This window comes from Acinetobacter sp. Res13-Abat-PEC15-P4-01, from assembly GCF_015676285.1.
Classification (GTDB): domain Bacteria; phylum Pseudomonadota; class Gammaproteobacteria; order Pseudomonadales; family Moraxellaceae; genus Acinetobacter; species Acinetobacter nematophilus.
This window is the reverse complement of record NZ_JADAIN010000037.1, coordinates 113150-137430: the sequence shown is the minus strand read 5'-3', so window position 1 is coordinate 137430 and position 24281 is coordinate 113150. Positions and strand designations below refer to the sequence as shown.

General features: G+C 37.8%; 24 protein-coding genes. 15 read left to right on the top strand and 9 right to left on the bottom strand.

Annotated elements, in window-relative coordinates; translation table 11 throughout:
- Positions 1-11: 11 nt before the first annotated feature.
- From IMO47_RS13440 to IMO47_RS13430, 3 genes are all read left to right on the top strand, one after another.
- Positions 12-1328, top strand: a complete 1317-nt coding sequence (locus IMO47_RS13440; protein WP_196075673.1) for a hypothetical protein — start codon at positions 12-14, stop codon at positions 1326-1328.
- An 83-nt stretch (positions 1329-1411) separates the two neighbouring features.
- Positions 1412-2065 (top strand): adenylate kinase, encoded by a 654-nt coding sequence (gene adk / locus IMO47_RS13435; RefSeq protein WP_196075674.1) that lies wholly within the window; start codon positions 1412-1414, stop codon positions 2063-2065.
- Positions 2066-2156: 91 nt separating this feature from the next.
- Positions 2157-2372 carry a hypothetical protein gene (locus IMO47_RS13430; protein WP_196075675.1) on the top strand — a complete coding sequence of 72 codons (216 nt, stop codon included), beginning with the start codon at positions 2157-2159 and terminating at the stop codon, positions 2370-2372.
- A 25-nt stretch (positions 2373-2397) separates the two neighbouring features.
- Here the strand turns inward: IMO47_RS13430 and nth are convergent, their stop codons facing one another.
- Together nth and IMO47_RS13420 are read right to left on the bottom strand one after the other, a co-directional pair.
- Entirely contained in the window at positions 2398-3075 is a 678-nt protein-coding gene (gene nth / locus IMO47_RS13425) for an endonuclease III (protein WP_196075676.1), read from the bottom strand.
- Positions 3072-3872 (bottom strand): RnfABCDGE type electron transport complex subunit B, encoded by an 801-nt coding sequence (locus tag IMO47_RS13420; RefSeq protein ID WP_196075677.1) that lies wholly within the window; start codon positions 3870-3872, stop codon positions 3072-3074. The genes nth and IMO47_RS13420 overlap by 4 nt, the downstream gene beginning before the upstream one ends.
- 342 nt (positions 3873-4214) lie before the next feature.
- On the opposite strand from IMO47_RS13420, the gene gdhA reads away from it, so the two are divergent.
- Positions 4215-5558, top strand: a complete 1344-nt coding sequence (gene gdhA, locus IMO47_RS13415) for an NADP-specific glutamate dehydrogenase (protein ID WP_196075678.1) — start codon at positions 4215-4217, stop codon at positions 5556-5558.
- Positions 5559-5653: 95 nt separating this feature from the next.
- On the opposite strand, the gene IMO47_RS13410 is transcribed toward gdhA, so the two are convergent.
- The 4 genes from IMO47_RS13410 to rlmH all read right to left on the bottom strand — a co-directional run bounded on the left by IMO47_RS13410 (position 5654) and on the right by rlmH (position 8678).
- A complete protein-coding gene (locus IMO47_RS13410) occupies positions 5654-6070 on the bottom strand; it encodes a DUF4377 domain-containing protein (RefSeq protein ID WP_196075679.1) in 417 nt (138 codons plus the stop codon).
- A gap of 243 nt (positions 6071-6313) precedes the next feature.
- Positions 6314-7084, bottom strand: a complete 771-nt coding sequence (locus IMO47_RS13405; RefSeq protein ID WP_196075680.1) for an META and DUF4377 domain-containing protein — start codon at positions 7082-7084, stop codon at positions 6314-6316.
- Positions 7085-7249: 165 nt separating this feature from the next.
- On the bottom strand, positions 7250-8026 hold the full coding sequence (locus IMO47_RS13400) for a class III extradiol ring-cleavage dioxygenase (RefSeq protein ID WP_196075681.1): 777 nt from the start codon (positions 8024-8026) through the stop codon (positions 7250-7252).
- Between the two features lie 169 nt (positions 8027-8195).
- A complete protein-coding gene (rlmH, locus tag IMO47_RS13395; protein ID WP_196075682.1) occupies positions 8196-8678 on the bottom strand; it encodes a 23S rRNA (pseudouridine(1915)-N(3))-methyltransferase RlmH in 483 nt (160 codons plus the stop codon).
- A 184-nt stretch (positions 8679-8862) separates the two neighbouring features.
- On the opposite strand from rlmH, the gene IMO47_RS13390 reads away from it, so the two are divergent.
- From IMO47_RS13390 to IMO47_RS13380, 3 genes are all read left to right on the top strand, one after another.
- Positions 8863-9777 (top strand): M28 family peptidase, encoded by a 915-nt coding sequence (locus tag IMO47_RS13390; RefSeq protein ID WP_227552153.1) that lies wholly within the window; start codon positions 8863-8865, stop codon positions 9775-9777.
- Positions 9778-9856: 79 nt separating this feature from the next.
- Positions 9857-10753: a tyrosine recombinase XerC gene (locus IMO47_RS13385; protein WP_196075686.1), complete on the top strand. Its 897-nt coding sequence runs from the start codon at positions 9857-9859 to the stop codon at positions 10751-10753.
- A 675-nt stretch (positions 10754-11428) separates the two neighbouring features.
- Positions 11429-11800 carry a hypothetical protein gene (locus IMO47_RS13380; protein WP_196076576.1) on the top strand — a complete coding sequence of 124 codons (372 nt, stop codon included), beginning with the start codon at positions 11429-11431 and terminating at the stop codon, positions 11798-11800.
- Positions 11801-11806: 6 nt separating this feature from the next.
- On the opposite strand, the gene IMO47_RS13375 is transcribed toward IMO47_RS13380, so the two are convergent.
- From IMO47_RS13375 to IMO47_RS13365, 3 genes are all read right to left on the bottom strand, one after another.
- Entirely contained in the window at positions 11807-12352 is a 546-nt protein-coding gene (locus IMO47_RS13375) for a GNAT family N-acetyltransferase (RefSeq protein ID WP_196076575.1), read from the bottom strand.
- Positions 12353-12420: 68 nt separating this feature from the next.
- Positions 12421-12975: a GNAT family N-acetyltransferase gene (locus IMO47_RS13370; RefSeq protein ID WP_196076574.1), complete on the bottom strand. Its 555-nt coding sequence runs from the start codon at positions 12973-12975 to the stop codon at positions 12421-12423.
- Positions 12976-13020: 45 nt separating this feature from the next.
- Entirely contained in the window at positions 13021-13515 is a 495-nt protein-coding gene (locus IMO47_RS13365) for an Lrp/AsnC family transcriptional regulator (RefSeq protein ID WP_196076573.1), read from the bottom strand.
- 114 nt (positions 13516-13629) lie between these two features.
- On the opposite strand from IMO47_RS13365, the gene IMO47_RS13360 reads away from it, so the two are divergent.
- The 8 genes from IMO47_RS13360 to IMO47_RS13325 all read left to right on the top strand — a co-directional run bounded on the left by IMO47_RS13360 (position 13630) and on the right by IMO47_RS13325 (position 24265).
- Positions 13630-14238, top strand: a complete 609-nt coding sequence (locus IMO47_RS13360) for a LysE family translocator (RefSeq protein ID WP_196076572.1) — start codon at positions 13630-13632, stop codon at positions 14236-14238.
- 479 nt (positions 14239-14717) lie between these two features.
- Positions 14718-15467: an electron transfer flavoprotein subunit beta/FixA family protein gene (locus tag IMO47_RS13355; protein WP_196075006.1), complete on the top strand. Its 750-nt coding sequence runs from the start codon at positions 14718-14720 to the stop codon at positions 15465-15467.
- A gap of 17 nt (positions 15468-15484) precedes the next feature.
- Entirely contained in the window at positions 15485-16417 is a 933-nt protein-coding gene (locus IMO47_RS13350) for an FAD-binding protein (protein ID WP_196075007.1), read from the top strand.
- 1245 nt (positions 16418-17662) lie between these two features.
- Positions 17663-18520, top strand: coding sequence for a zinc ribbon domain-containing protein (locus IMO47_RS13345; protein WP_196075872.1), 858 nt, complete (start codon positions 17663-17665; stop codon positions 18518-18520).
- A 6-nt stretch (positions 18521-18526) separates the two neighbouring features.
- On the top strand, positions 18527-18883 hold the full coding sequence (locus tag IMO47_RS13340; RefSeq protein WP_196075873.1) for a hypothetical protein: 357 nt from the start codon (positions 18527-18529) through the stop codon (positions 18881-18883).
- 411 nt (positions 18884-19294) lie between these two features.
- Positions 19295-22312 (top strand): DNA gyrase subunit A, encoded by a 3018-nt coding sequence (gene gyrA / locus IMO47_RS13335; protein ID WP_196075874.1) that lies wholly within the window; start codon positions 19295-19297, stop codon positions 22310-22312.
- An 83-nt stretch (positions 22313-22395) separates the two neighbouring features.
- On the top strand, positions 22396-22881 hold the full coding sequence (locus IMO47_RS13330; protein WP_196075875.1) for a hypothetical protein: 486 nt from the start codon (positions 22396-22398) through the stop codon (positions 22879-22881).
- A 79-nt stretch (positions 22882-22960) separates the two neighbouring features.
- On the top strand, positions 22961-24265 hold the full coding sequence (locus IMO47_RS13325; protein ID WP_227552149.1) for a hypothetical protein: 1305 nt from the start codon (positions 22961-22963) through the stop codon (positions 24263-24265).
- Positions 24266-24281: the final 16 nt, after the last annotated feature.

Sequence of the window (24281 nt, the reverse complement as noted above, 5' to 3'; positions counted from 1 at the left end):
GAGAGTCATGCATGTTGGAATACGTTAATGGTTTGTGGCACGCTTTTACAGCTAGACCCGATCATCTTGCTATCTTAAGTATCATTCCTGTGACAGCCTTTGTAACTTGGGCACACGTTTGGATGGCACTGAAAATGGTATTCTATCCAATTACGTTTTGGGGATTTCATTTAGGTCCTTTACCCGTAGGTTGGCAAGGTATTGTGCCGCGTAAAGCTGGACGGATTTCTGGCATTATCACAGACAATACTTTATCGAAACTCGGTTCTTTGCGTGAATTTTTAGATGCCATGGATCCAGAGGATATGGCGCGTATCATCGGAGAACAGGTTGGCTTTGAGCTTGAGCATCTGATCGATGAAGTGATGTTGGATCGCAATGCTGTCTTGTGGGAAAATTTACCTTATTCCATCAAACGTCGTATTTATGGACAAGCACATAAGCAATTACCAGGTATCTTAAAAGAACTTGTGACCGAACTGACCATGAACGTTGAGTCACTGGTCAATATGCGTGATATGGTGGTCAATCAAATGGAAGGTGACCGCCGTTTGATGGTGCGTATGTTTTTGAAAGTCGGTCAAAAAGAAATTAACTTTATTTGGCATATCAGTGCTGTTATTGGAAGTTTTTTCGGTATTTTTCAAATGTTTGTGTATGTTTTTGTGCCACAGCATTGGACTGTTCCATTCTTTGCAGCCGTATGGGGCTTCCTCACCAACTGGATTGCAATCTGGATGGTATTTAATCCCGTTGAACCACATTACATTCGTTATCCACAATTTTTTGAACGAACAAAAAATCGAAAATTTCCATGGATTAAACCTGTTATTCCTCGAATAGGCACATATAATGTTCAGGGCGCGTTTATGAAACGCCAAGAAGAAGTGTCAGAAGTCTTTGCAAGTGTAGTGACTGAAGACCTCATTACGTTAAAATCGATCATGACAGAAATGATGTATGGTCCAAAGAAAGACAAAACGCGCCGTATTGTGAAGCGTCATATTAACGAAATTATGGAAACTCCATTGGTTCGTACGTCTTTACAATTGTCTTTGGGACCAAAAGAGTATGCAAAACTCAAGACAGACTTGATTGATCGTTCAATTGAAATTACGATGGTGCCTGTTTGCGACCCAGCGTTTAATGCGAGCCGTGCACAGAAAATCTTTCAAATGTTTAGAGAGCGGATTAGAGAGTTAACCCCGAAAGAGTTTCAAAATTTATTACGTCCTGCATTTCAGGAAGACGAATGGATTTTGATTGTACTGGGTGGTGTTACTGGATTTTTTGCGGGTCTAATACATTTATTTGTGGCTTTCTTATAAAATTGATGCCATTACGATGATAAGTTTTAATTTGTCATGGCAAACGGTATCATAAATATTGTTTTAAATGAGGATGTTTTTTTATGCGCATTATATTACTCGGACCACCTGGAGCAGGTAAAGGTACACAAGCTCAGTTGATCTGTAAGCGCTACAATATCCCACAAATTTCAACCGGTGATATGCTCCGTGCTGCGATTCGTGAAGGTACTGAATTAGGTCTTAAAGCTAAAAGTGTAATGGAGTCAGGCGGTCTAGTATCTGATGAGCTTATTATCGGTCTGGTGAAAGAACGTATTGCACAACCTGATTGTGTGAATGGTTGTATTTTTGACGGTTTCCCGCGTACGATTCCTCAAGCTGAAGCTTTGGAAAATGAAGGCATTACGATTGATCATGTGATTGAAATTGAAGTGCCTGATGAAGAAATCGTGAAACGCCTTTCTGGTCGTCGCCAACACCCAGCTTCTGGTCGTGTTTATCATACGATTTACAATCCACCAAAAGTGGAAGGTAAGGATGATGAAACGGGTGAAGATCTTGTGCAGCGTCCAGACGATGAAGAAGCAACGATTCGTAAGCGTTTGGGGTCTTATCACAACGAAACTGAACAATTGGTCGGTTTCTATCAAGGTCGTGCAGCTTCTGGGGAAAATGCACCGACTTATAATAAATTAAACGGCTTACGTCCAATCGAAGATGTTCAAAAAGACTTATTTGCAGTTTTAGATAAATAATTCTGCAGGTTGAAACCTGATTTTTAAAGTTTTGACAATCGAAGAGACCTGATTCATATTAGGTCTCTTTTTTATTAGCGTGACGTTTAGCATGAAGCTTGTATTAATTGTCTTGGTCATTATCAGTGTCTTGGTTTTATTGGGATTGTTGTATATGAGCTTTAAATTGTTACGTAAAGCACAAAAAGAAGAGCTTCAGCAGCGCCGTGAAATGAGAAAATCAGGTCAATATCAAGTTCATCCTCAAGTAGCGGAGGAATGGAAACGACTTGAAAAAATGAAGAAAGATTTGGAAAATAAAAAATAAATCATCAACGGCGCAATTAGCTGAATTAAGCCGATTTGATTTCTTTTATAGCTCCAAACTCATATTTGTCAGGCCAATTACACACGTCTGATACCACACATTCATGACATTTTGGCTTACGCGCGATGCAGCAGTAGCGGCCATGCAAAATGAGCCAATGATGTGAGTCGATGATAAATTCTTTTGGAATGACTTTGATCAGGCGATGCTCAACCTCAAGTACATTTTTACCAACAGCAAGACCTGTGCGATTACCGACACGGAAAATATGTGTGTCTACAGCCATAGTCGGTTGGCCAAAAGCAGTATTCAAGACAACATTTGCTGTTTTACGACCTACGCCCGGTAAGGCTTCTAAATCGGTACGATTATCAGGAACCTGACTGTTGTGTTTCTCAATTAAAATTTTACATGCCTTAATCACATTTTCTGCTTTGGCATTATATAAACCAATGGTTTTGATATATTCTTTTAATCCCTCCACACCCAATGCATAAATCTGTTCAGGGGTATTGGCAACTGGAAATAATTTATCGGTAGCTTTGTTAACACTGACATCGGTCGCTTGAGCCGATAATGTGACCGCAACCAAAAGTTCAAACGGTGTTGAATAATTCAGTTCAGTTTTTGGATCTGGACGCTGTTCACGGAGCCTTTCAAAGAAAGTCTGAATCTGTTGTTTTGTCATATTTTTTACAGTCATTCAGTTTCTCCTTGTAAATCAGATAATTTTACCAAAAGTTGATCAAGCTGAAGCTGCTTGTTTTGATCTGCCCGTACACTGAGCTGCTTTTCCAGTTTTTTAATTTGGGTACGTAGTTTAGCCAGTTCAATGGTGGTTTTTGCATCTATAACCATTGGTTTTTTTTGAGGTGCTTCTACCATTTCAATCGTCGGTAAAGACTGACTGTTTTGAGTAATCTGTGCAAATAACTCTGTATCAATTTCAGCACGAACCACAGGTCCTTTTCGATGAATACGCTGTTTTTCTTCGCGTTGGATATGTGCATAGTAGCGACTGCGTAAATCGTTTTGTTCTCTTATACGTTGTTCATTATTTGGGGTGGGGTGAATATCTTCTACTAAGTCGATGCAGTCTACAGGGCAGGGAGCAATGCATAATTCACAACCTGTACAAAGATCAGTCAGTACAGTGTGCATTAATTTTCCTGAACCAATAATGGCATCTACAGGACACGCACTTATACATTTTGTACATCCGATACATTCATCTTCACGAATCACCGCTTTCATCCGTTGTGGGCGACCATCACTTTGAATTGGCCAGACACTCGGTTCTGCAATAAGTTTATTTCGATGAAGTAATTCTGCCAAAGCATCAGCAACTGGTTGTCCTCCAGGAACGCATTTATTGGCATCTTCACCTTCTACAATGGCTTTGGCGTAGGGTAAACATCCATCACGGTGACCGCAGAGTCCACATTGTGTCTGCGGCAAAATTGCGTCTATTTGCTGAATGATGGAGAGAGATGGATTCATGTGAATAAAGACTTTAAGCAAAAACAAAAGTTGTGTAAAACGTCGCGATGATGTGGATTCTAGCATGTTTTGTGCTGAAAATCTTTGCTCTAAATTGGCGCTATAAGTGCGCTAATTTAGATCAATATGGTGGTGTTTTTTGTGGCATAAAATGCCAATAATTAGACAGTTTTTTATCCCTTGATTAGAAATTATCATATTGAATTTAAATATTATTTGAAAAAACATTTGAAAAAAGGTTGTGGATTGTCCACAAAAGCGATTAAATACTTTGCGCCAAAATTTATCATTTTATTGAAAAGTTTGACCTTTTTTGTATCATTTTCTGCTGAGGAATGAACGTTGAAATATAGTAGCCTGAATGACTTTTTAAATTACGTAAAAGCACGTGATCCAAATCAACCAGAGTTTTTGCAAGCTGTGGAAGAAGTGATGACCAGTTTATGGCCATTTATTGAAAAGAACCCAGAGTATGCTGAACAAGGTTTGCTTGAACGTCTTGTAGAGCCTGAACGCGCTATTCAATTTCGTGTTTCTTGGGTCGACGACAAAGGTCAAACACAAGTTAACCGCGCTTTCCGTGTCCAATATAATTCTGCAATTGGTCCATTCAAAGGCGGTATGCGTTTTCACCCATCTGTAAACCTATCGATTTTGAAGTTTCTGGGTTTTGAGCAAACGTTTAAAAATGCTTTAACCACCTTACCTATGGGTGGTGGCAAGGGTGGTTCTGACTTTGATCCTAAAGGCAAGTCAGAGGGTGAAATTATGCGTTTCTGCCAAGCATTAATGATCGAACTTTATCGCCATTTAGGTTCAAACACAGATATTCCAGCGGGTGATATTGGGGTGGGTGGACGTGAAGTCGGTTATATGGCTGGGATGATGAAAAAACTCAGCAATGACACTTCCTGTGTATTTACGGGTAAAGGCTTGTCTTTTGGCGGTTCATTGGCTCGTCCAGAAGCGACAGGCTTCGGTACAGTTTATTTTGCTGAAGAGATGCTTAAAACTCGTGGTGATAGCTTTAAAGGTAAAACGGTCGCTATTTCAGGTTCAGGAAATGTGGCTCAATTTGCAGCAGAAAAAGCAATGTACCTGGGTGCAAAAGTAGTTTCTCTTTCTGACTCGAATGGTACAGTCTATGTAAAAAATGGTTTTAGCAACGAACTTCTTGCTGAAGTGATGGAGCTTAAAAACGTAAAACGTGGACGTATTTCCGAATTTGCTTCGAAACATGGCTTCGAATATTTAGAAGGTCAACGTCCATGGTCTATTCCATGTGATATTGCTTTGCCTTGTGCAACTCAAAACGAATTAAATGAAGAAGATGCAGCAGTCTTGCTTCAAAATGGTGTGATCTGTGTTGCTGAGGGGGCAAATATGCCTTCGACATTAGAAGCTGTTGAAAAATTCGTTGAAGCTAAGATTCTTTATGCGCCAGGAAAAGCATCAAATGCGGGTGGTGTGGCAACTTCTGGTCTTGAAATGTCTCAGAACTCGATCCGTTTGGGATGGACTTTTGAAGAAGTGGATGAGCGTTTGCATGCCATTATGAAAGAAATTCATCGTAACTGTGTCAAATACGGTACGCAAGAAGACGGTACAGTCAACTATGTAAATGGTGCAAATATTGCTGGTTTTGTGAAAGTTGCTGATGCAATGTTGGCGCAGGGCGTATTCTGATTTAAAGAAGCAATTTTCATATTGGATCGAAAGTTTTTATTCTACCGAGTTAAGTGATTAGCTCGGTTTTTATTTGCTCAAGATACAATACGTGTTTAAGGCTTGGCTGTAGTTTCAATAATTGAATCAAGTGTATACTGAAATTGAGATTGATCTGCTGCTGGATGCAAAATTTCGCTACGTTTTACTTTAATAATTTGCGTTGATTGAGGATCGTGTGTAAAACCATCAATACTCTCATAGAAATAGCTCGGTTGTTTTTCGATATATATTTTTTCTCCAGCTGGATTTAGGGTTAATTCACGCACTAATAGACAGGTTTGAGGTGCGACGCCTTCACATGGCTTGGTCTCCGGAGCAACTTCTAAAACAATGATCTTGGGTTGACTCGAAGTACTATGCACTTGCATAGTCTGATTTTTAATGGAAGTTGTTGATTGCGTTGAAGGGTCTTTGGTGCATGCAGACATCAATAATGGGCAAAGCAGCACAAGACTTAATTTATAATTCATCATATTTACCAAATATTGGGTTGAACAGTAGTTATTCAACACGAAGCTAGATCTGCATGAGCCTGAATGAGTTATTGGTCTGTCAGTTGAACGATCTATTAAAATGGTGAGAAATTTTAGATTTTTTTTAATAACGCATCAGACAGTTGAATAGTTTTAAATCATTAACAATGTTGGATATTAAGTCAAAACATTTGACGCAAAAAAAGCTGAAGTTAAACTTCAGCTTTTTATCAAATCAAATTATTTTACAGTTTCACGCTCAATAATCATGTCTTGTACATAAGCATATTTGGACTGATCAGCAGCAGGGTTTTTAATTTCATAACGCTTTAAACGTACAACTTGACGTTCACCTGGGTTATGTGTAAAGCCTTCGATTTGGTCATAGAAATATGTCCAATCTTTGTCTACCTGAGTTTTTACACCGTTGTCAGCATATTTGATTTCACGTACTTGAAGACATTGCATTTTCATCACGCCAGCAGAACACTCTTTAGTTTCTGGAGCAATTTCTAAGAAAATGGTTTCGCCTTGGCTTTGATATTTGGTTTCAGGTGTCATTTTCCCTGTAAACACAACCTTACCACCTGTAGCATTCAACAAGGTTAAAGTTGGGCTTTCAGTATTGGCTGTATCCAGTACGAATGCTGTTTTACCTGCTTGGAACAATGAAGCAGCAAAGCTTTCCTGCTTCATTAATTCAGGTGAACACATCATATTGGTTGATGCAATATTACCTGTAACAAGCAAACCATTTTCAACTTTTGCACTTGTCATCAAACGGTTACAGCCAGTCGCAACACTTAAGCGTTGATCAGCAAAGTTAAGCACGATCGGTTGTTTAGTTTCAGCTGGTTGGTATGACCACTGATAAGCATCCAAAGTTTGTTGTGCAGTACCTTGTTGTTGTAATACTTTCACAGCGGTATCACCTAATTTTTGAATATCACCCGATTGACAAGCAGCAAGCGCTAAAGGAAGTACGGCTAAAGCTAAATATTTGAATTTCATATTCTATTCACGTTATTAAAACTAGGCATAGGATAAAGCATTGTCCATAAAAAGATATGGAGACAGTTTATTAGTTCAGTTTCAAAATGTATCCATATAACTTAAAATTAAACAATACTTAACAAATTGTTATTAATTGTAGTCAATTTGAGCCCATTCAGCAATTTAGTCGAAGCGATAAATGTCCATACCTAATGCGCCCATGGAGAAACTGCTGTGTACAATGCTAAACCGATGCCCAGTTCCCATTGCAAAAAATAAAGGTGCAAAATGTTCAAGTGTTGGATGATTTTTTTGGATATAGGGTAAAGAATCCCATTGCAAGACTGCATCATAATCACTGTGATTTAATTTACTGACCACATAGTTCCTAAAGCTTGAAGCCCATTCAGGAACATGATGATCTTTTTCATGCCATGACAATTCTCTTAAATTGTGGGTAATGCTACCTGAGCCTATCAGTAAAATTTGCTTTTCACGTAATGGAAGAAGGGACTGACCAATGGCATAAATTTGATCAGCATTCATGGTCATCGGTAAGGAAATTTCAATCACGGCAATGTCAGCATCTGGATACATATGTAACAGAGGCATCCATACGCCATGATCACGAGGACGAGTACTATTCGCATGCGCTGGGATCTGCGCCTCAGCAAGTAAATGCAAAATTTCTTCGGCGAGCTCCGGGTTTCCCGGTGCAGGATAGCGAATATCATACAGTGCTTGAGGAAAGCCTCTAAAATCATGCCATGTTTCTGGTCGCACGCCCGTATTCACTTCAAGTGCATTGCTTTCCCAATGTGCCGACATCACGATGATTGCTTGTGGTATAGGGAGGTTGAGGGCAAGCCGATGTAAAGCAGGACCGACTTGTTCGGGATCAAGTGCAAGCATGGGCGAACCATGGGAGATAAATAAACCGGGAAGTGTTTGTAAGTTCATATCTTTGCGCCTAATGATCGTTGAATAAATCGGAAGTTCATTCTAACTCAATGAATCATTGGGCGTCAGAGTTCTACTTCAAGATCCTGTTGCATGAATACAACATCTTTACTCAAACTGAAACTGCATATGACAAACTCTCTAGGAGTATCAATCGTGATCTCTAAGGTTAGCCTGCACGATGATAAGGATGATTATGATTGATACTCATCGCACGATACAGCTGTTCGATTAACATGACGCGTACCAATGGATGGGGGAGAGTTAGCTTGGAAAGCGACCAATGCCACGCTGCTGCTTTGCGAACTGCTTCAGAATGACCATCGGGTCCACCAATTGCGAGTACCACATCATTACCTTCTAACATCCAACCTTTCATGGTTTCAGCCAGTTTTTCTGTACTGAATTCACGACCGCCAACCTCAAGTGCGATTAATGTTTCACCTTGTTTGAGTTGACTCAGGATACTGTCACCTTCAATTTGACGATATTTTAAAATATCTGCTTCTGAATCATTTTTGCCACGTTTAGCCATAGGCAATTCAATAATCTGAGTCTGTACAAAAGGTTGAATTCTTTTGAAATAATCTTCAAAACCAGTCAGTACCCAGGCTGGCATTTTTTGACCAATAGTCAGAATACGGATTTTCATATTAACAATTTCAAACGTGGTAATTACGCTATTATAACTTGATATTGGTTATTCTCAGGCATACAACAAAAACTGTTTTTCCCGATTGCTGTTTTTTTAATGATGTGTATAGCAAAACTGTTTATTGAGCTTATTTATGTTGATGCATTGTCTAATGATCAGAATTTTAAAACAAATTATCCCGATGCTTGTGCTGAGCTTGGCGTTTCCAATAGGCGCTATGGCAGCTCAACTACTCAATATTCAGCAAGCTGAACCTGAGCGGCTGAACAGCTATTTAAAGCAGGTGATTCATCCTCAGGCTTTTAGAAACTATCAAAATGTTCGAGAGCTCGATCGAGTTGCTGCATTTATTAAGCAACAAGTTGAGCAATTTTCAATTCCTTGTGAATATCAGCCCTATTTCGTTGATGGTAAAAACTACCGTAATGTTATTTGTCACTTGCAAATGGGGCACGCCCAAAAAGTGATTCTTGGCGCGCATTATGATGTGTATGGAAATTTCAAAGGTGCGGATGATAATGCTTCTGGTGTAGCGGGATTGATTGAAACAGCACGAATTTTGGCAACAAACCGGAGGCAGTTAAAGCAGAATGTAGATTTTGTTTTCTATACACTTGAAGAACCTCCTTATTTCCGTACGGAACACATGGGCAGCTATATTCACGCCCAATCGATATTAAAACAGAAAGATCTCATTCAAGCGGTTTATATTTTAGAAATGATAGGGTATTTCGATCATAAAAATGTGCAAGATTACCCATCAGGATTAGCGCCATTTTATCCAAAACATGCAAATTTTATTGGTGCCGTCAGTAATTTTAATTCACGTGCGATAGGGGAGAAATATTGTAAGGCTATGAAAAATCTAAAGCGTTTAGATTGTCAAAGGTTGATTGCACCGTCATTTGTCAAAGGCGTAGATTTTTCTGATCATTTGAATTATTGGCGCTTCGATATTCCTGCTATTATGATTACAGACACGGCTTTTTTTAGAAATAAGCATTACCATACTCAAGAAGATACAGTTGAAAAACTTAATTTAAATAAAATGGCTGATGTGGTTGATGGTCTGGTCAATACTTTGTTGAAGGACTAATCCTCGTTGTATTTTCCATCAGTAAAATTGCTTTAAATAAGGAGGGCTTATGCAATCTGGTGCAATGCAATTACTCTCCATGTGGATGAAAGAGCGTAAAATTCAACATCAATCTGAGCATACCTTGGATGCTTACTTCCGTGATGTATCGAATTTTATTGATTTCTGCTATGACAGACAGCTTGAATTAAAACAAGTAGAAGCGTCAGACTTGCGTGAATATGTGGCTTATCGGGTTGAAAAAGATCAGCTTTCAACCAGTAGTCTGCAGCGCCATTTGACTTCGATTCGTCAATTTATGAAATGGGCAAAGCAAGGCGGTTATCTGGAAATCAATGCTGCTGATGATTTTCAATTGAAACGTCAGCCTCGCCCTTTACCAGGTATGATTGATATTGAAACCATCAATCGAATCATGGACCAAGCAGAACCTGAAAAACCAATAGAAAAGCAATTATGGATGAGAGACAAAGCTATTCTTGAGTTGCTCTATTCCAGTGGTTTACGGCTCGCAGAAATACAACGTTTAACAATCCGTGATATTGATTTCACTCGGCATCTATTAAGAATTACGGGGAAAGGCAATAAAACCCGTGTCGTTCCTTTCGGTTCAAAGGCTAGACAGAGTTTGCTTGAATGGTTGAAAGTCTATCGAATTTGGCAAGGCGAGTTTAGTCCTGATGCTTTTGTTTTTATTACTCAACGGGGCAATAGTATTACACCTCGACAAATTGAAAATCGTGTAAAGTATCAAGCCTTACGAGCAGGTGTAAATGTTGATTTACATCCTCACTTGCTGAGACATTGTTTTGCCAGTCATATGCTGTCTAATAGTGGTGACTTAAGAGCGGTTCAAGAAATGTTAGGGCATAGTAATTTGACCACGACTCAAATTTATACGCATGTCGATTTCGATCGTTTGGCACAAGTCTATGATCAAGCACACCCAAGAGCATCAGCTGCAAAAATAAAATAAAAATGAATAAAATAACGCTGAATAATTTTTTAATTCATGTGACTTGAGTGAAATTCAATATTTAATTGATGAATAAGGGAAAATTGATTGCGAAGGCTTGTCAAATTATTGTACGCAAAAAAGTAACTTGTAAATAAACCGTTTATGAGAAAAAGCTGGCTGTTGAAAGGGAACAATATAACTATTGGGTTATAGTTTAACTGGATAATTTTTACAGTACTGATTGGCGCATTGAGCCTGAAATCTAGGGTTTCGATTAAGGATAAAATCAATAAAATTTAAGATTTTTAGGCAACCATATCCTCTAATTTTAAGTCATTTTTGTTAAAGCATTTATTGGCTAAACTCAACAAAAACGATTATAAGTTGAGTTTTGATGGCTATAGGCATTACTTGTTTTATGCAAATATATCTATTCACTATTCTGATTATAAGATGACTCAATACAAGCGGATCAGAGGCGAAACACCAGAGCGTTCGAATGATAATGGAAGTCCATCTAAGTTATCGAAACTCCCCATACATTGAGAACATGTACACAGACTAGACACATTTAGCACAGAAAAAAGTCGAATAGATAATTGTTTTTAAAAATGCTCTCATGTATATCTAAGTTTCGTATTTATCAAATACATTTTTTATTGATTCAATTTTGTAAAAAATTTAGGTCTTTCAATGATCCCCGAACTTGAACAAAAATATAAGCAACTGACAGAAGCTCAAAAAGAGATTTTTAAGGGCTATGGCTTACGTCAAATTAAGCATTTTGTAGAATTTAGCTTACCCAAAATTGAGGCAACTTTGCCTGAAGCGGGAAAAGTATTGGGAATTAATGCTGAAGGAAAAGTCCAAGCAATCAATACCCAAACCAACCAAACTTATTTATGGATATCCGATCAGCAATGGCAAGCCGCTCACACTGTTTCGAGCCATATTGATTTAAAAGAAGATTTTATCGAAATTTGGCAGGTACTGGAGCTTGAAAAACAAGATTTGATTGATTTAAGTCATATTCACCGTGATTTTCTGGAAAGCATTACCAAATAAAATATCTTAGTCTTGAAAATCCTGTTTTTTAATTCGATACAACTTTTCCTCGCGCAGTGGGTGATGATCTTCAAAATCAGGATGCAAAAAGTCATGTGAAAAACGCATTCCGATTTTTTCCATGACTTTTTGCGAAGCAAGATTATGTTTTGCAGTAAAAGCGACAATTTCTTCAAAACCCAATTCTTCAAAAGCAAATCTTAAACAGGCGTGTGCGCCTTCAGTTGCATAACCTCGATTCCAAAATTTGGGATCAAGTCGCCATCCAATTTCGATACATGGTGAAAAATCAAATTTTGATGGTTGTGGATGCATTCCAATACAGCCAATAAACTCTTGAGTTTCTAAGAGCTCTACAGCCCAAAGCCCCCAACCTTTAATCTCAATCAGATATTTGATTTGATTGGCTAATTCATCACTTTGTTGTCGATTTAATATTTTGGGAAAAAATTGCATTACTTCAGGATTAGAGGTTATTTTTGCAAATGCTTCTAAATCGGAAGGCTGCCATTGTCGAAGCAACAGTCGATCGGTGCATAATTCATAAATCATGGTGCAGGGGAGCTCCTTGTTTGCTTATTATTTATATAGCTGGCTCATAGCCATCGCTTGTTGGTTTTTTAAAGATGTGGATTAACTATACGATAAAGCACATGTTCTGCCAAAACATGTTGTCGATCTAAAGCAGGGTGTTTAAACAAGCAGACATAATGCATTCCCAATCGCTGCATTACTTTTTCAGAAGCTTGATTTGACACAGCAGTAAAAGCAACAATTTGTTCTAAAGTCAATTGCTCAAAAGCAAACTTTAAGCATGCTTGAGCCGCTTCTGTCGCGTAACCTTTATTCCAATAGTGGCGATCAAGACGCCAGCCAATTTCAACACAAGGTGAGAAGCTGAATTTTTCTGGTTGGTCAGCTAAACCAACAAAACAAATAAATTGTTGATTTTCCTTTAGCTCAACAGCCCACATCCCCCAACCATAACAGCTGATCAAATCTTGAAATTTTTCAGCTAAAAGATCACTTTGCTGTGTCGATAACGTTGATGGAAAATACAGCATGACTTCTGGCGCAGTGTTTAAATGCGCAAAAGGTTTTAAATCGCTTGGTTTCCATTGTCTCAGAATTAATCTTGATGTTTCTAGCTGAATTGGAGAATTAAATTTTTTCATGATGGTGTTTAATAAATTAACAATGATTTATTGATGGATAACCCACTATAAATCTTCTAAAGGAAGTTGGAAGCTTTGCTTGATGATTTGGCTGGGTACGTCTGTTTTGACACTGGTAATTCCATTTTTTTTGGTCAGATGGGTCGATTGAAATTTACGGTAACTTTCCAGATCAGGGACAACGACCTTTAACATCGCGTCACACTCTCCCAAGATGATATAGCACTCCATGACTTGTGGAAGCTCTTTCATTGCTTCAATAAACGTATCAATGGTTTCGGCATCTTGTCCCAACAGCCAAATGCGTGAAAATAAAATCAATTGAAAACCAATTTTTTGTGGATCAACCACAGTGGTGTAATTCTGAATAACTCTAGCATCTTCCAAGAGACGAACTCGTCTTAGGCAAGAAGAAGGCGATAAGCCAATTTCACGGGCTAAATCGTTATTTTGGATTCGACCATTGGCCTGTAAAGCCCTGATGATATTTTTATCAATACGATCTAGCTTTATTAGAATTGTCTTTGATGAAATTTTCATAAAATAGAATTTAATTTGAAAAATAATGATGATTATAGAATATTTGAAATCCTATTTTAAACGTTTTCGAAGATACTATTTTCTTCTCTCATCCAGACACAAAGGAAAATTGAGATGTCTGTATTTGTACTTTTTGCCTTGACGGTACTTCCGTTAATTTTCACACCAGGACCCGATATGTTATTTATCCTGTCACAAGTGATAGGTAAAGATGCTAAATCAGGCATGATGGCGACACTTGGCGTTTGTTCAGGATATCTGGTTCATTCAATATTGGTCGCACTCGGTATTGCAGCAATCATTGTGTCATTTCCGATTCTGTTTGAAACTATTCGTTACTTGGGAATCGCTTACTTGTTATATCTGGCTTTTCATTTAATGAAGTCTGTATTTAATACGAAACAAATACAGATTGAGCAAAAAGTGGTATCGAATCCCATTCATAAAGGTTTTTTTACCGCCTTGCTGAATCCCAAAGGAATGTTGATTTATTTTGCAATTTTGCCTCAGTTTATTGATAAGTCAGGAAATACGGTTACTCAGGGTTTTGTATTGTCCTTTATTTTCATCGCTTTGATTTTTGTGGTGTATTGCAGTTTGAGTTTTGTTGTTGCAAAAATGACGCAAAAACAAAAGATCAATGAACGTAATCAAAAATGGATTGATGGGGGTTCTGGAACATTATTGACCCTTGCAGCGGCTTGGTTAATCGTCAATTCATAAAGCCACAAAGATAAGACGGGATTCAAAAGGATGCCCGTTTTATCTTTTTTGTATTTTGTTACAAGTTTAATGTCAAAATAATCACAAATTTAATGAATAAACATAGTGAGTAAAATTGCTGAATCTGTCTGAAATGACAAAGCTAACATTTGTAAATTTATTTATGCCGGCATCCCGTTGATTGATTGATAATTTATCTTAATCATTTTGGTTATTTATACAGAATTTATACAAATAATGTTATTTATCAATATATAAATATTGTCGAAATAGTATTCTTATACGTCTTAATCAAACCATTTAGAAAAAATGTGAACTGTACGTTCAGGCTTTTTTAAGACTTTTTAGCGCTGTTTTGCGAATTGTGACTTGACCGAAATGCCAATCACATTGCAAGATAGGACACCTAAATAATTTTAAATGAAGCGTTATTATAACGCTTCTTAACATTTACTTTTGCTAAAACAGCCGAGGATTACATGAAGGCTCTTGTTGCTGTAAAACGTGTGGTTGATGCCAACGTTAAAGTTCGCGTTAAACCGGACAATAGTGGGGTAGACCTTACTAACGTTAAAATGTCAATTAACCCATTTTGTGAAATCGCAGTGGAAGAAGCGGTTCGCTTAAAAGAAAAAGGAACAGTTTCAGAAATCGTTGTTGTTTCTGTGGGTCCTAAAGAAGCACAAGAACAAATCCGTTCTGCAATGGCTTTGGGTGCAGACCGCGGTATCCTGGTTGAAACTACGGATGAAATTGGTGCTTTAGAAGTTGCTAAAATTCTGAAAGGTGTCGTTGAACAAGAACAGCCACAACTGATCCTTTTAGGTAAACAGGCGATTGATGATGACTCAAACCAAGTTGGTCAAATGCTTGGGGCGCTTCTTGGTGCAGGTCAAGGGACATTCGCTTCTGTAGTGACCGTAAATGGCGACAAAGTTCAAGTGACGCGTGAAGTAGATGGTGGTTTACAAACTGTAGAGTTAAACACACCTGCGATCGTGACCACTGACTTACGTTTGAATGAGCCTCGTTACGCTGCACTGCCAAACATCATGAAAGCACGTAAAAAACCGCTTGAGACGAAATCTCCTGCAGATTATGGCGTTACAGCAGCTTCTAAACTTAAAACAGTTAAAGTTGAACCGCCTGCAGAGCGTAAAGCTGGTGTACAAGTGAAGTCAGTAGATGAGCTTGTTGAAAAACTTAAAAATGAAGCGAAAGTGATCTAATACAGAAGGATAAAATCATGAGTATTTTAGTTATCGCTGAGCACGACAATAAGACACTTAACGGTGCAACTTTAAACGTTGTTGCTGCGGCTCAAAAAATCGGTGGTGATGTCACTGTATTGGTTGCAGGTTCTGGTGCTCAAGCCGTTGCAGATGCTGCTGCAAAAGTTGCTGGCGTAAGCAAAGTTTTACTTGCTGATGATGCTGCCTATGCAAATCAATTGGCTGAGAATGTTGCGAAACTTGTTGCTGAGTTGGGTAAAGGTTATACACATATCCTTGCTGCTTCTACAACAACAGGTAAAAACATTCTGCCACGTGCTGCTGCGCTTTTAGACGTCAGCATGATTACAGACATCATTGCTGTTGAAGGTCCAAAAACGTTCAAACGTCCAATCTATGCAGGGAATGCAATTGCAACAGTTCAATCTGATGAAGCAATTGTTGTGGCAACTGTCCGCGGTACTGCATTTGATCCAGTTGCTGCTGAAGGTGGTTCTGCTGCTGTTGAAACAGTTGCGTCTACAGGTGATGCGGGTATTTCTAAGTTTGTTTCTGAAGAAATCGTGAAATCAGAACGTCCGGAATTAACTGCAGCGCGTATCGTCGTTTCTGGTGGTCGTGGTGTTGGTTCTGGTGAGAACTACCATAAAGTACTTGATCCACTTGCTGACAAGCTTGGTGCTGCTCAAGGTGCTTCACGTGCTGCCGTTGATGCTGGTTTCGTTCCAAACGACATGCAGGTGGGTCAAACAGGTAAGATTGTTGCACCAGACCTTTATGTTGCAGTGGGTATCTCAGGTGCAATTCAGCACTTGGCAGGTATGAAGGATTCTAAAGTGATCGTTGCGATCAACAAAGATGAAGAAGCACCGATCAATGCAGTTGCTGATTACTGGTTAGTGGGTGATTTAAATACTGTAGTTCCTGAATTAGTGTCTAAGCTTTAATTCTAGAATTTAGTGTTCAAAAAGCGCTTGGGGCTTCCTAAGCGCTTTTTTATTCTTAAATTGATTCAAATAATACAATATAAAACAGATCATCATGATTGAGATTTTAAAACGCTTGTATTAAACCTTTATTTTGAATTTTAAGATTCAATAGATGTCTTTCAAAAATATTTTAAAGAACTGCAATTTGATCAATAGTTGATTGCCGCCGTTATCCCATTGAGCTAAAAAGCAGCTTCAGTACCCATAGTGAAAATGCCTGATGATCCATGTAGGAGATTTGATATGGGGAATTTATGCCCAATGAATTTTATATCCTTATATACACAATAGACCATCTTGAACAGGGAGATATAAACAAAGCACGGCTTTGTTTGCAGTACAAAAATACGGTGAACTAAAGAGAGGTTATGCCTATGCAAATCTATTTAAATTTTAGAAGTTAAACGTAACAGGAAAAGCTTAATATGATTAAAAATATATTCATTATGATGATTTTATAAATCAAGGGAAAGATATTTTATCGTATGATTTTTTCAGCAGAGTGATTATGTATCCTTTAAATAAGAAAAAAATTATATTCAGATGGCTTTGATATCTATAAATATAATACAAGTAAATTATCTGGATTTAAAATTTTTATTTTAAAAAAATTGAATGGAAAATTAATCCATCCATTCGTTTTTTTATAATTTCAATGACTTTATTTTCTATAATAGATAAGAAGGGAGTATTATGATATCAAGGTACTTAAAATAATTTGTATGCTTATAAATATAAAAATGAATTAAACATAACTTTAAAATGAAATTATAAAAGTCGTAGTCAATACATTTTAAATTGGATAGCAACTACCTTGCAAAACGCTACTCCAGAAATCATAGGTTTGAGCAAACAGAATACAGCATCATTAGGGTAATCGTTTTAAATCTGATTTTGAGCTTTATAAAATTGAAGTGCAAATACAGTTCAATTTTTAACATTATGCAAGGGTATTACAGAAAATATCCGTACAGATCAGCTTTATGAAACAAAAGAAATCATTTGATCCTGTACAAGCCCTAGACAATAATTTTAATATGCTATTGACGGGTGTGATATAGTCAGTTGATCTTTTCAGATTTTAACAGTCTCTGTAATCTGTGCGGGTATTGGTCAGCGTGCTAAATAATCAAAAAATCTGGACGCCAACCTGAACCTAAAGCTTTACGCAGATTAAATAATTCAACTTTAAATAGAAAAAACATGAAATGTCCTAAATGCAATGCTGAAAATATCAACGAAGCCGTGAAATGTGGGATTTGCGGTACACGGTTAAAACATGCCAAGCAGAGTAATATCTTTACTGATAGTGCACATGTGGAAGCATCTGTACGCCGGGAAAATAAAAAAACGCCGAATCAATTAAAACCAATCCCTCAGCCTCAGCCGAAATCATTGACAGAAACCCTTATGGACAAAAATGTTTCTGCCGAAGAGAAGGCTAGGATTTTCTTGGACTCTTGGCAAGACAAAGCCAAAGATACTTGGGAGGGTACACAGAATCCGAAGAAAAAGAAAAATTTAAAAATTGTATGGATACTTTTAGCAGTCTTTATGTTTGGTCCAGCTGTTTTAGGTGTGGTGGCAAGTGTAGTGATTCCCGCCGTGATGTCAGTGATTGGTATTGCAAATGTCGATCATTCTGATGCAGATGAAGCTGCTGAGGCGACGGATGTTGCAACGGCAGCTGCTGAAGGCGTAAATGTTGATAATGAAATAGATAGCATAAAAAATCAGTTATTTTCTCGCTACAGTGCCGTACAGGAGTTTCAGAAAGATATAGAGAAGTATTATCAGAAAACTGGAAAACTCCCTACGCAGTTGAAACAATTAGAACCCTATACTGAAACAGGCTTTAGTGATTATACTTATCAATATTTTGCAGTTGGTGAAAATGGATCAATCATTGGTTTATTTCGACTGGAACCAGAAAAAAAGATCTATGCTGTACCCGAAATTCGACAAAAAAAGATTGTAGGGTGGAAGTGTTATAGTATTGGAATAGATGATGATTTGCTCAAAGACTGCCAATACTTAGATCATGATCCATTTAAATCGTAGTTTATTATGAGCACAATCAAAAATACTGAACATCCAATGTTTGGCAGAATTTACATTTTTATTGTCTGCCTTTTTGCTTTAGTGATCGGTTTACCGTTATTTTTTAAAATGCAACATTCTATGTGGATGCAGGGCTTGCTGGCATATGGTTTTTTATTGCTCTTGATTGGATTTGTTCTCTATCATCTGGCATTTATCTATCGTGCAGACGATACCGATGTTCAAATGTGGATGGATCAATATGTTTTAAATGAGCCGACTTATTTACATCATGTGATTTTTCATTTTGTATTTTTTATGAGTTTAATGATCATTACACACTTTGTCTTTGTATTTTATAAATTATTTAGAACGACAGACTAACAGATTAAATGATGATGGATCCGGTCACCTGTCACATCAGTTCACTTGAAAATTAGTTGAATGAGAGATGGGCGTTAGACGGGTTTCGCGACAAGTGATTTGGTCTTAATACAGCAAATATAACTGAGATCAGTGATTTAAATATCGAAGTGTCTGATGGTAAGTGTTTTGTTGTTCTACTGCCGATTTTACCGGCTTTTTAAATCTCAAAAAAAACTGAAATTTGCTTAAAAATACTACAAAAAATCATGATTATAGTACGGATGGATTGGCACAAAAGCAATAGAATTTATGCTATACTGTACGACTGAATTTTACATTTTGGCTCAACTTTTTTTGAGCTAAATTTTGACTAGCTAGATGATATAAATGAACAGCAGCAATGAGTGCTGTTCGTAATAAGGAGTATGCATGAGCGTATCGGAAACTAGACCGATTGCCATTGAGGATGAACTAAAAAGCTCATATCTCGATTATGCCATGAGTGTTATTGTATCTCGTGCATTACCAGACGTGAGAGACGGCTTAAAGCCGGTTCATCGTCGTGTGCTGTTCGCTATGCACGAGTTAGGCAATGATTATAACAAAGCTTATAAAAAATCGGCACGTGTTGTTGGTGATGTAATCGGTAAATATCACCCACATGGTGACTCTGCCGTATATGAAACCATTGTTCGTATGGCGCAAGACTTTAGCTTACGTTATCAATTGGTTGATGGTCAGGGGAACTTCGGTTCTGTCGACGGTGACAGTGCAGCAGCAATGCGTTATACCGAAGTACGTATGCGCAAATTAACCCATGAAATGCTGGCTGACCTAGAGAAAGATACAGTTGAATGGGAAGATAACTATGATGGATCTGAGCGTATCCCTCAAGTTATGCCTACCCGTATTCCCAACTTATTGATCAATGGTGTAACAGGTATTGCTGTGGGTATGGCGACCAACATGGCGCCACACAACATAACCGAAGTTATCAATGCTTGTTTGGCATATGCGAACAATCCCAATATCTCTGTTGAAGGCTTAATGGAACATGTGACTGGTCCAGACTTTCCTACGGGAGGGATTATTTATGGTAAATCAGGAATTGTAGATGCTTACCGCACAGGTAAGGGGCGTTTACATATTCGCGGTAAATATCATTTTGAAGAAGATCAGAAAACAGGTCGCACCACAATCGTATTTACTGAAATTCCTTATCAGGTCAATAAAGCAAAAACCATTGAGCGTATTGCTGAATTGGTTAAAGAGAAAAAACTTGAAGGAATTTCAGAACTCCGTGATGAATCGGATAAAGAAGGGATGCGTATCGCGATTGATTTAAAGCGTGGAGAAAATGCTGAAGTCATCGTCAATAATTTATTCCTCAATACGCAATTAGAAAACTCATTCAGCATCAACATGGTCTGCCTCGATAATGGTCAGCCTAAATTGATGAACTTAAAGGATATTGTTGCGGCATTTATTCGTCACCGTCAAGAAGTAGTGACCCGCCGCACCATGTTTGAATTACGCAAAGCACGTGAACGTGGTCATATCTTGGAAGGTTTGACAGTTGCTTTAGCCAATATTGATGAAATTATTGAAACCATTAAAACTTCTGCAAATCCTACAGAAGCACGTGAACGTTTACTTGCGGGTGAATGGGCAGGTGGCAATGTTGTTGCGTTGCTGGAAAAAGCGGGAGCAATTTCGGTTCGCCCGGATGAAATTGAAGGTGAAGATCCAAATCGTCCATTTGGTTTAGAGGGTTTGGTTTACCGTTTGTCTCCAGCTCAGGTTGGTGCAATTCTAGAATTGCGCTTGCATCGTTTAACAGGTCTTGAACAAGACAAATTGCAAGCAGAATATTCTGAGATTTTGGCTCAAATTGCTGAACTTACTGCAATTTTAAATGACTTCAATTTGTTGATGGGTGTGATCAAAGAAGAGTTGGCTTTGATTCTTCAACAATATGGTGACGGTCGTCGTACTGAGATTGTTGAATCCCGTATCGATTTCTCTCGCGAAGATTTGATTCCTGAAGAACAAGTGGTATTGACTGTTTCTAAGTCTGGCTATGCAAAAACTCAACCTTTGTCTGACTATGCTGCGCAACGCCGTGGTGGACGTGGTAAGTCTGCTACGACGATGAAAGAAGACGATTATATTCAGCACTTAATTGTAACTTCAAACCATGCAACAGTGCTGTGCTTTACCAATGTTGGTAAAGTATATCGCTTAAAAGTATTTGAAGTACCGCAAGCATCTCGTGGTGCAAAAGGTCGCCCAATGGTGAACTTACTGCCATTGGATGCTGATGAAACGATTACAGCTATTCTTCCAGTGATTGATGCACCGAAGAAATTTACAGAACGCTTAACTGAATTTAGAAGCTTCGTGCGCACAAATGTTGCGAAGCTACGTGAAAATACCATTATCGATTCGCACTATGAAGCTCTAAAATCTGCATTTGCTGAATTAGGTGAAAATCCAGATGATTTATCAGATGCATTACGTAAGCAACTGAAAGAAATTGGATTGGAGTTATCTGCTTCGGATCTGGATGATGAGTTGATTGCTGAGTTCGCTGAACGTGTGGAAAGTGTGCGTAAAAACTTCTATGTATTTATGGCAACGGCATCAGGTACAGTAAAACGTGTAGAACTAGAGCAGTTTGGTAATGTCCGTTCAAATGGCTTGCGTGCGATTGAGTTGAAAGAAGAAGATACACTTATTGGTGTCGCAATTACCGATGGTGAACAGCAAATTATGTTGTTCTCAAATGAAGGTAAGGCAATTCGTTTCTCTGAAACTGATGCACGTGTAATGGGACGTACTGCGAAAGGTGTTCGTGGTATGCGCGTTACCCTGGCGGCAGCTCAGGCTGAAGATGATACGGAAACTGATGTGGATTCAGATGATGAAGATTCTTCAGACTCTAACATTGTCAGTCGTATTGTTTCGCTAGTTGTTGTTCCTGAAACTGGTGAAGTACTCTGCGCATCTGAAAATGGTTATGGTAAACGTACACCAGTAGATGATTTCCCAACCAAGAAACGTGGTGGTAAAGGGGTTATTGCCATCAAGACATCTGAGCGTAATGGTGAATTGGTTGGAGCGGTTGCAATTGATGAATCTAAAGAATTAATGCTGATTTCCGATGGTGGTACTTTGGTTCGTACACGTGCCTCAGAAGTCGCAAGAACAGGGCGTAATGCACAAGGCGTACGTTTGATTCGTTTAGGTAATGAAGAAGTCTTGGTCGGTGTGGTTGCTGTCGAAGCTGTCGAAGCCGATGATGAAATTGTCGGGCAATTGGACGCGATCGAGGGTGACGCCGTTTTAGAGTCGGTGGATTTAATTGATTCTGAAAAATTAGTCGATGATGAAACCATCATGGATGAGGGTGAAACTGCATCTGATGAAGGCTCTTCTGAAGAATAATTATGTGTGTAAATAAAAGGGCGCTTAGGCGTCCTTTTTATCAGATAAAAATTAAGAAAAGTTATTGTTGAGTACATTGAATAATGAAAAATCTATATAAACTTCTTTTGATGAGCATTGTTGTGCTGTTGGGTGCGTGTGATCAAATTAAAAAACTTGGTGATGAAAAAAAGCAGGAATTTGTAGAGAAGCTTGAACAGCAAATGCAAGAAAAAACACGCGATTTAACCGAGCAAGAAGAACTGAATGCTGAGGCGCTTTATATTGCGATTCGGGACAAAGACTTGGCGATAATAGAAAAATTACTCGAACCTAAAGCTTATCAAGAGATGCAGAATGATGAAACAGCGCTTTTAGAGTTATCCAGTTATATTCCTTACTATGATCCTTTATTGAAAAAAGAGCGGATTTCATTTGGCAATCAGTATTATGTCGGAGAAGGGCATTTTGTTATAGCCACTTATCTCTATGATTATGGTAAATCTCAAAATCGCTATACGGTTACGTTTAGAGCAGATCAGACCCAACAGAATATTGCTGGTATCAATATACATAAGACTTTTTATTGATTCAGAATTAAATTCAAATGGTTAGTTTAATGATATTTTCAATCAAATTTATAGAAATTTAACAATAAAGGTCACAGGTTTGGAAAAGTTAGCGATGCGTTGTGTCGAAGGAACGGTAGAGACAACGTCATATGATAAAAATACTCAACAATTACGCTTGGTAATTGACCAAATTAATTATACATTCCCATTAAAAAGTGATTTCTATTTTAAGGTAGGTGATCATGTCAGAATTATTTTTCATGGAAAACATGATGAAATAGACGCAGTGCTTAAATTAGATAATGGGTTGCTGTATTTGAATCATGCAATCTATCAGGTTAATTCTAAAAAACTATCAAATCAGTTGTATAAAATATGGTTTTCTACGTTTTGGATCATCTTAATTTTTGTTTTGGAATTGGGGATTTATCAATTGGTGATGGACAGTACAATCTATTATTTTGATATTTTCCAATACGTTTTCGGTATTTGTTGCTTATCTATACTGCTGACTTGCTTTTATATTGTTCATCGTCTAATTAATCCTCCATATCAATATGCAGATCAAGTATTTAAATTGCTGCAATTACCTCGTTTAGAACAACAACAACTCCAATATTTCAGGATGACAAACTCATATTTTGAAGTTATTCCAGATCTTTATTTTATGGAATTTGTACTGAATATTTCTAAAAAGCATAATTTAATTCAATCCCAAGCATTGCTGGAAAGAATGTGCAATGAGCGAAACAGTGAAAATTTGACAGAATTTCAAGTGCTCAGGTTTAAATTACAAGCTCAAAAAGGCACGATTGGAAATATTCAATCCCAAAAAATTCCTCTGTCAGCAAAAGATACTGATCCATTTTTTGAGGTTAGGGCAACATTAAATGGCTTGCCGATTTATGGTTATTTTGATGAGTTTTATGTCAAGAATGGGCAAAATGTTGATGTGGTTTTAACAGAATTTCCAGATGAAAAAGGCTATTATATTTGGTATTTATATGACCAAAAGCGGTATTTATACTTAGATGAAGATCAACCTACAACCCTCAGTCAACATCATGGATGGACTGAATGTGTGATCATGATCATTGTGATGGCTGCAGTCTTATTTTTTATCTGGTTGTTTTTTGCTTTGATTGTTGACTTTGTCTTTTTTAGCTATCTATATTTTGCAATCATGCTGTTGGTCATCCTGTATCAAGTAGCCTTAGTTTTTTATAAACGCAAATTTGATACTGAGGCTAAAGTGGAGTTTTATATTTATAATCAGATCACAGCATTGATCAAGCCTCCCAAAAATATTTATCTATCGGACTTAATTTTATACAAAATTGATCGAGATGAAGCGTTCGAAACCAAGAGTAGAACCGGATATGACCTTACCCTTAAACCATAGTCTCATGGTCTATTAA

Bases quoted from the DNA above. Each gene is read 5' to 3' on its own strand.
- IMO47_RS13440 (WP_196075673.1), top strand. From the start codon at position 12: ATGTTGGAATACGTTAATGGTTTGTGGCACGCTTTTACAGCTAGACCC.
- adk (WP_196075674.1), top strand. From the start codon at position 1,412: ATGCGCATTATATTACTCGGACCACCTGGAGCAGGTAAAGGTACACAA.
- IMO47_RS13430 (WP_196075675.1), top strand. From the start codon at position 2,157: ATGAAGCTTGTATTAATTGTCTTGGTCATTATCAGTGTCTTGGTTTTA.
- nth (WP_196075676.1), bottom strand. From the start codon at position 3,075: ATGACTGTAAAAAATATGACAAAACAACAGATTCAGACTTTCTTTGAA.
- IMO47_RS13420 (WP_196075677.1), bottom strand. From the start codon at position 3,872: ATGAATCCATCTCTCTCCATCATTCAGCAAATAGACGCAATTTTGCCG.
- IMO47_RS13410 (WP_196075679.1), bottom strand. From the start codon at position 6,070: ATGAATTATAAATTAAGTCTTGTGCTGCTTTGCCCATTATTGATGTCT.
- IMO47_RS13405 (WP_196075680.1), bottom strand. From the start codon at position 7,084: ATGAAATTCAAATATTTAGCTTTAGCCGTACTTCCTTTAGCGCTTGCT.
- IMO47_RS13400 (WP_196075681.1), bottom strand. From the start codon at position 8,026: ATGAACTTACAAACACTTCCCGGTTTATTTATCTCCCATGGTTCGCCC.
- rlmH (WP_196075682.1), bottom strand. From the start codon at position 8,678: ATGAAAATCCGTATTCTGACTATTGGTCAAAAAATGCCAGCCTGGGTA.
- IMO47_RS13390 (WP_227552153.1), top strand. From the start codon at position 8,863: ATGCTTGTGCTGAGCTTGGCGTTTCCAATAGGCGCTATGGCAGCTCAA.
- IMO47_RS13385 (WP_196075686.1), top strand. From the start codon at position 9,857: ATGTGGATGAAAGAGCGTAAAATTCAACATCAATCTGAGCATACCTTG.
- IMO47_RS13380 (WP_196076576.1), top strand. From the start codon at position 11,429: ATGATCCCCGAACTTGAACAAAAATATAAGCAACTGACAGAAGCTCAA.
- IMO47_RS13375 (WP_196076575.1), bottom strand. From the start codon at position 12,352: ATGATTTATGAATTATGCACCGATCGACTGTTGCTTCGACAATGGCAG.
- IMO47_RS13370 (WP_196076574.1), bottom strand. From the start codon at position 12,975: ATGAAAAAATTTAATTCTCCAATTCAGCTAGAAACATCAAGATTAATT.
- IMO47_RS13365 (WP_196076573.1), bottom strand. From the start codon at position 13,515: ATGAAAATTTCATCAAAGACAATTCTAATAAAGCTAGATCGTATTGAT.
- IMO47_RS13360 (WP_196076572.1), top strand. From the start codon at position 13,630: ATGTCTGTATTTGTACTTTTTGCCTTGACGGTACTTCCGTTAATTTTC.
- IMO47_RS13355 (WP_196075006.1), top strand. From the start codon at position 14,718: ATGAAGGCTCTTGTTGCTGTAAAACGTGTGGTTGATGCCAACGTTAAA.
- IMO47_RS13350 (WP_196075007.1), top strand. From the start codon at position 15,485: ATGAGTATTTTAGTTATCGCTGAGCACGACAATAAGACACTTAACGGT.
- IMO47_RS13345 (WP_196075872.1), top strand. From the start codon at position 17,663: ATGAAATGTCCTAAATGCAATGCTGAAAATATCAACGAAGCCGTGAAA.
- IMO47_RS13340 (WP_196075873.1), top strand. From the start codon at position 18,527: ATGAGCACAATCAAAAATACTGAACATCCAATGTTTGGCAGAATTTAC.
- gyrA (WP_196075874.1), top strand. From the start codon at position 19,295: ATGAGCGTATCGGAAACTAGACCGATTGCCATTGAGGATGAACTAAAA.
- IMO47_RS13330 (WP_196075875.1), top strand. From the start codon at position 22,396: ATGAAAAATCTATATAAACTTCTTTTGATGAGCATTGTTGTGCTGTTG.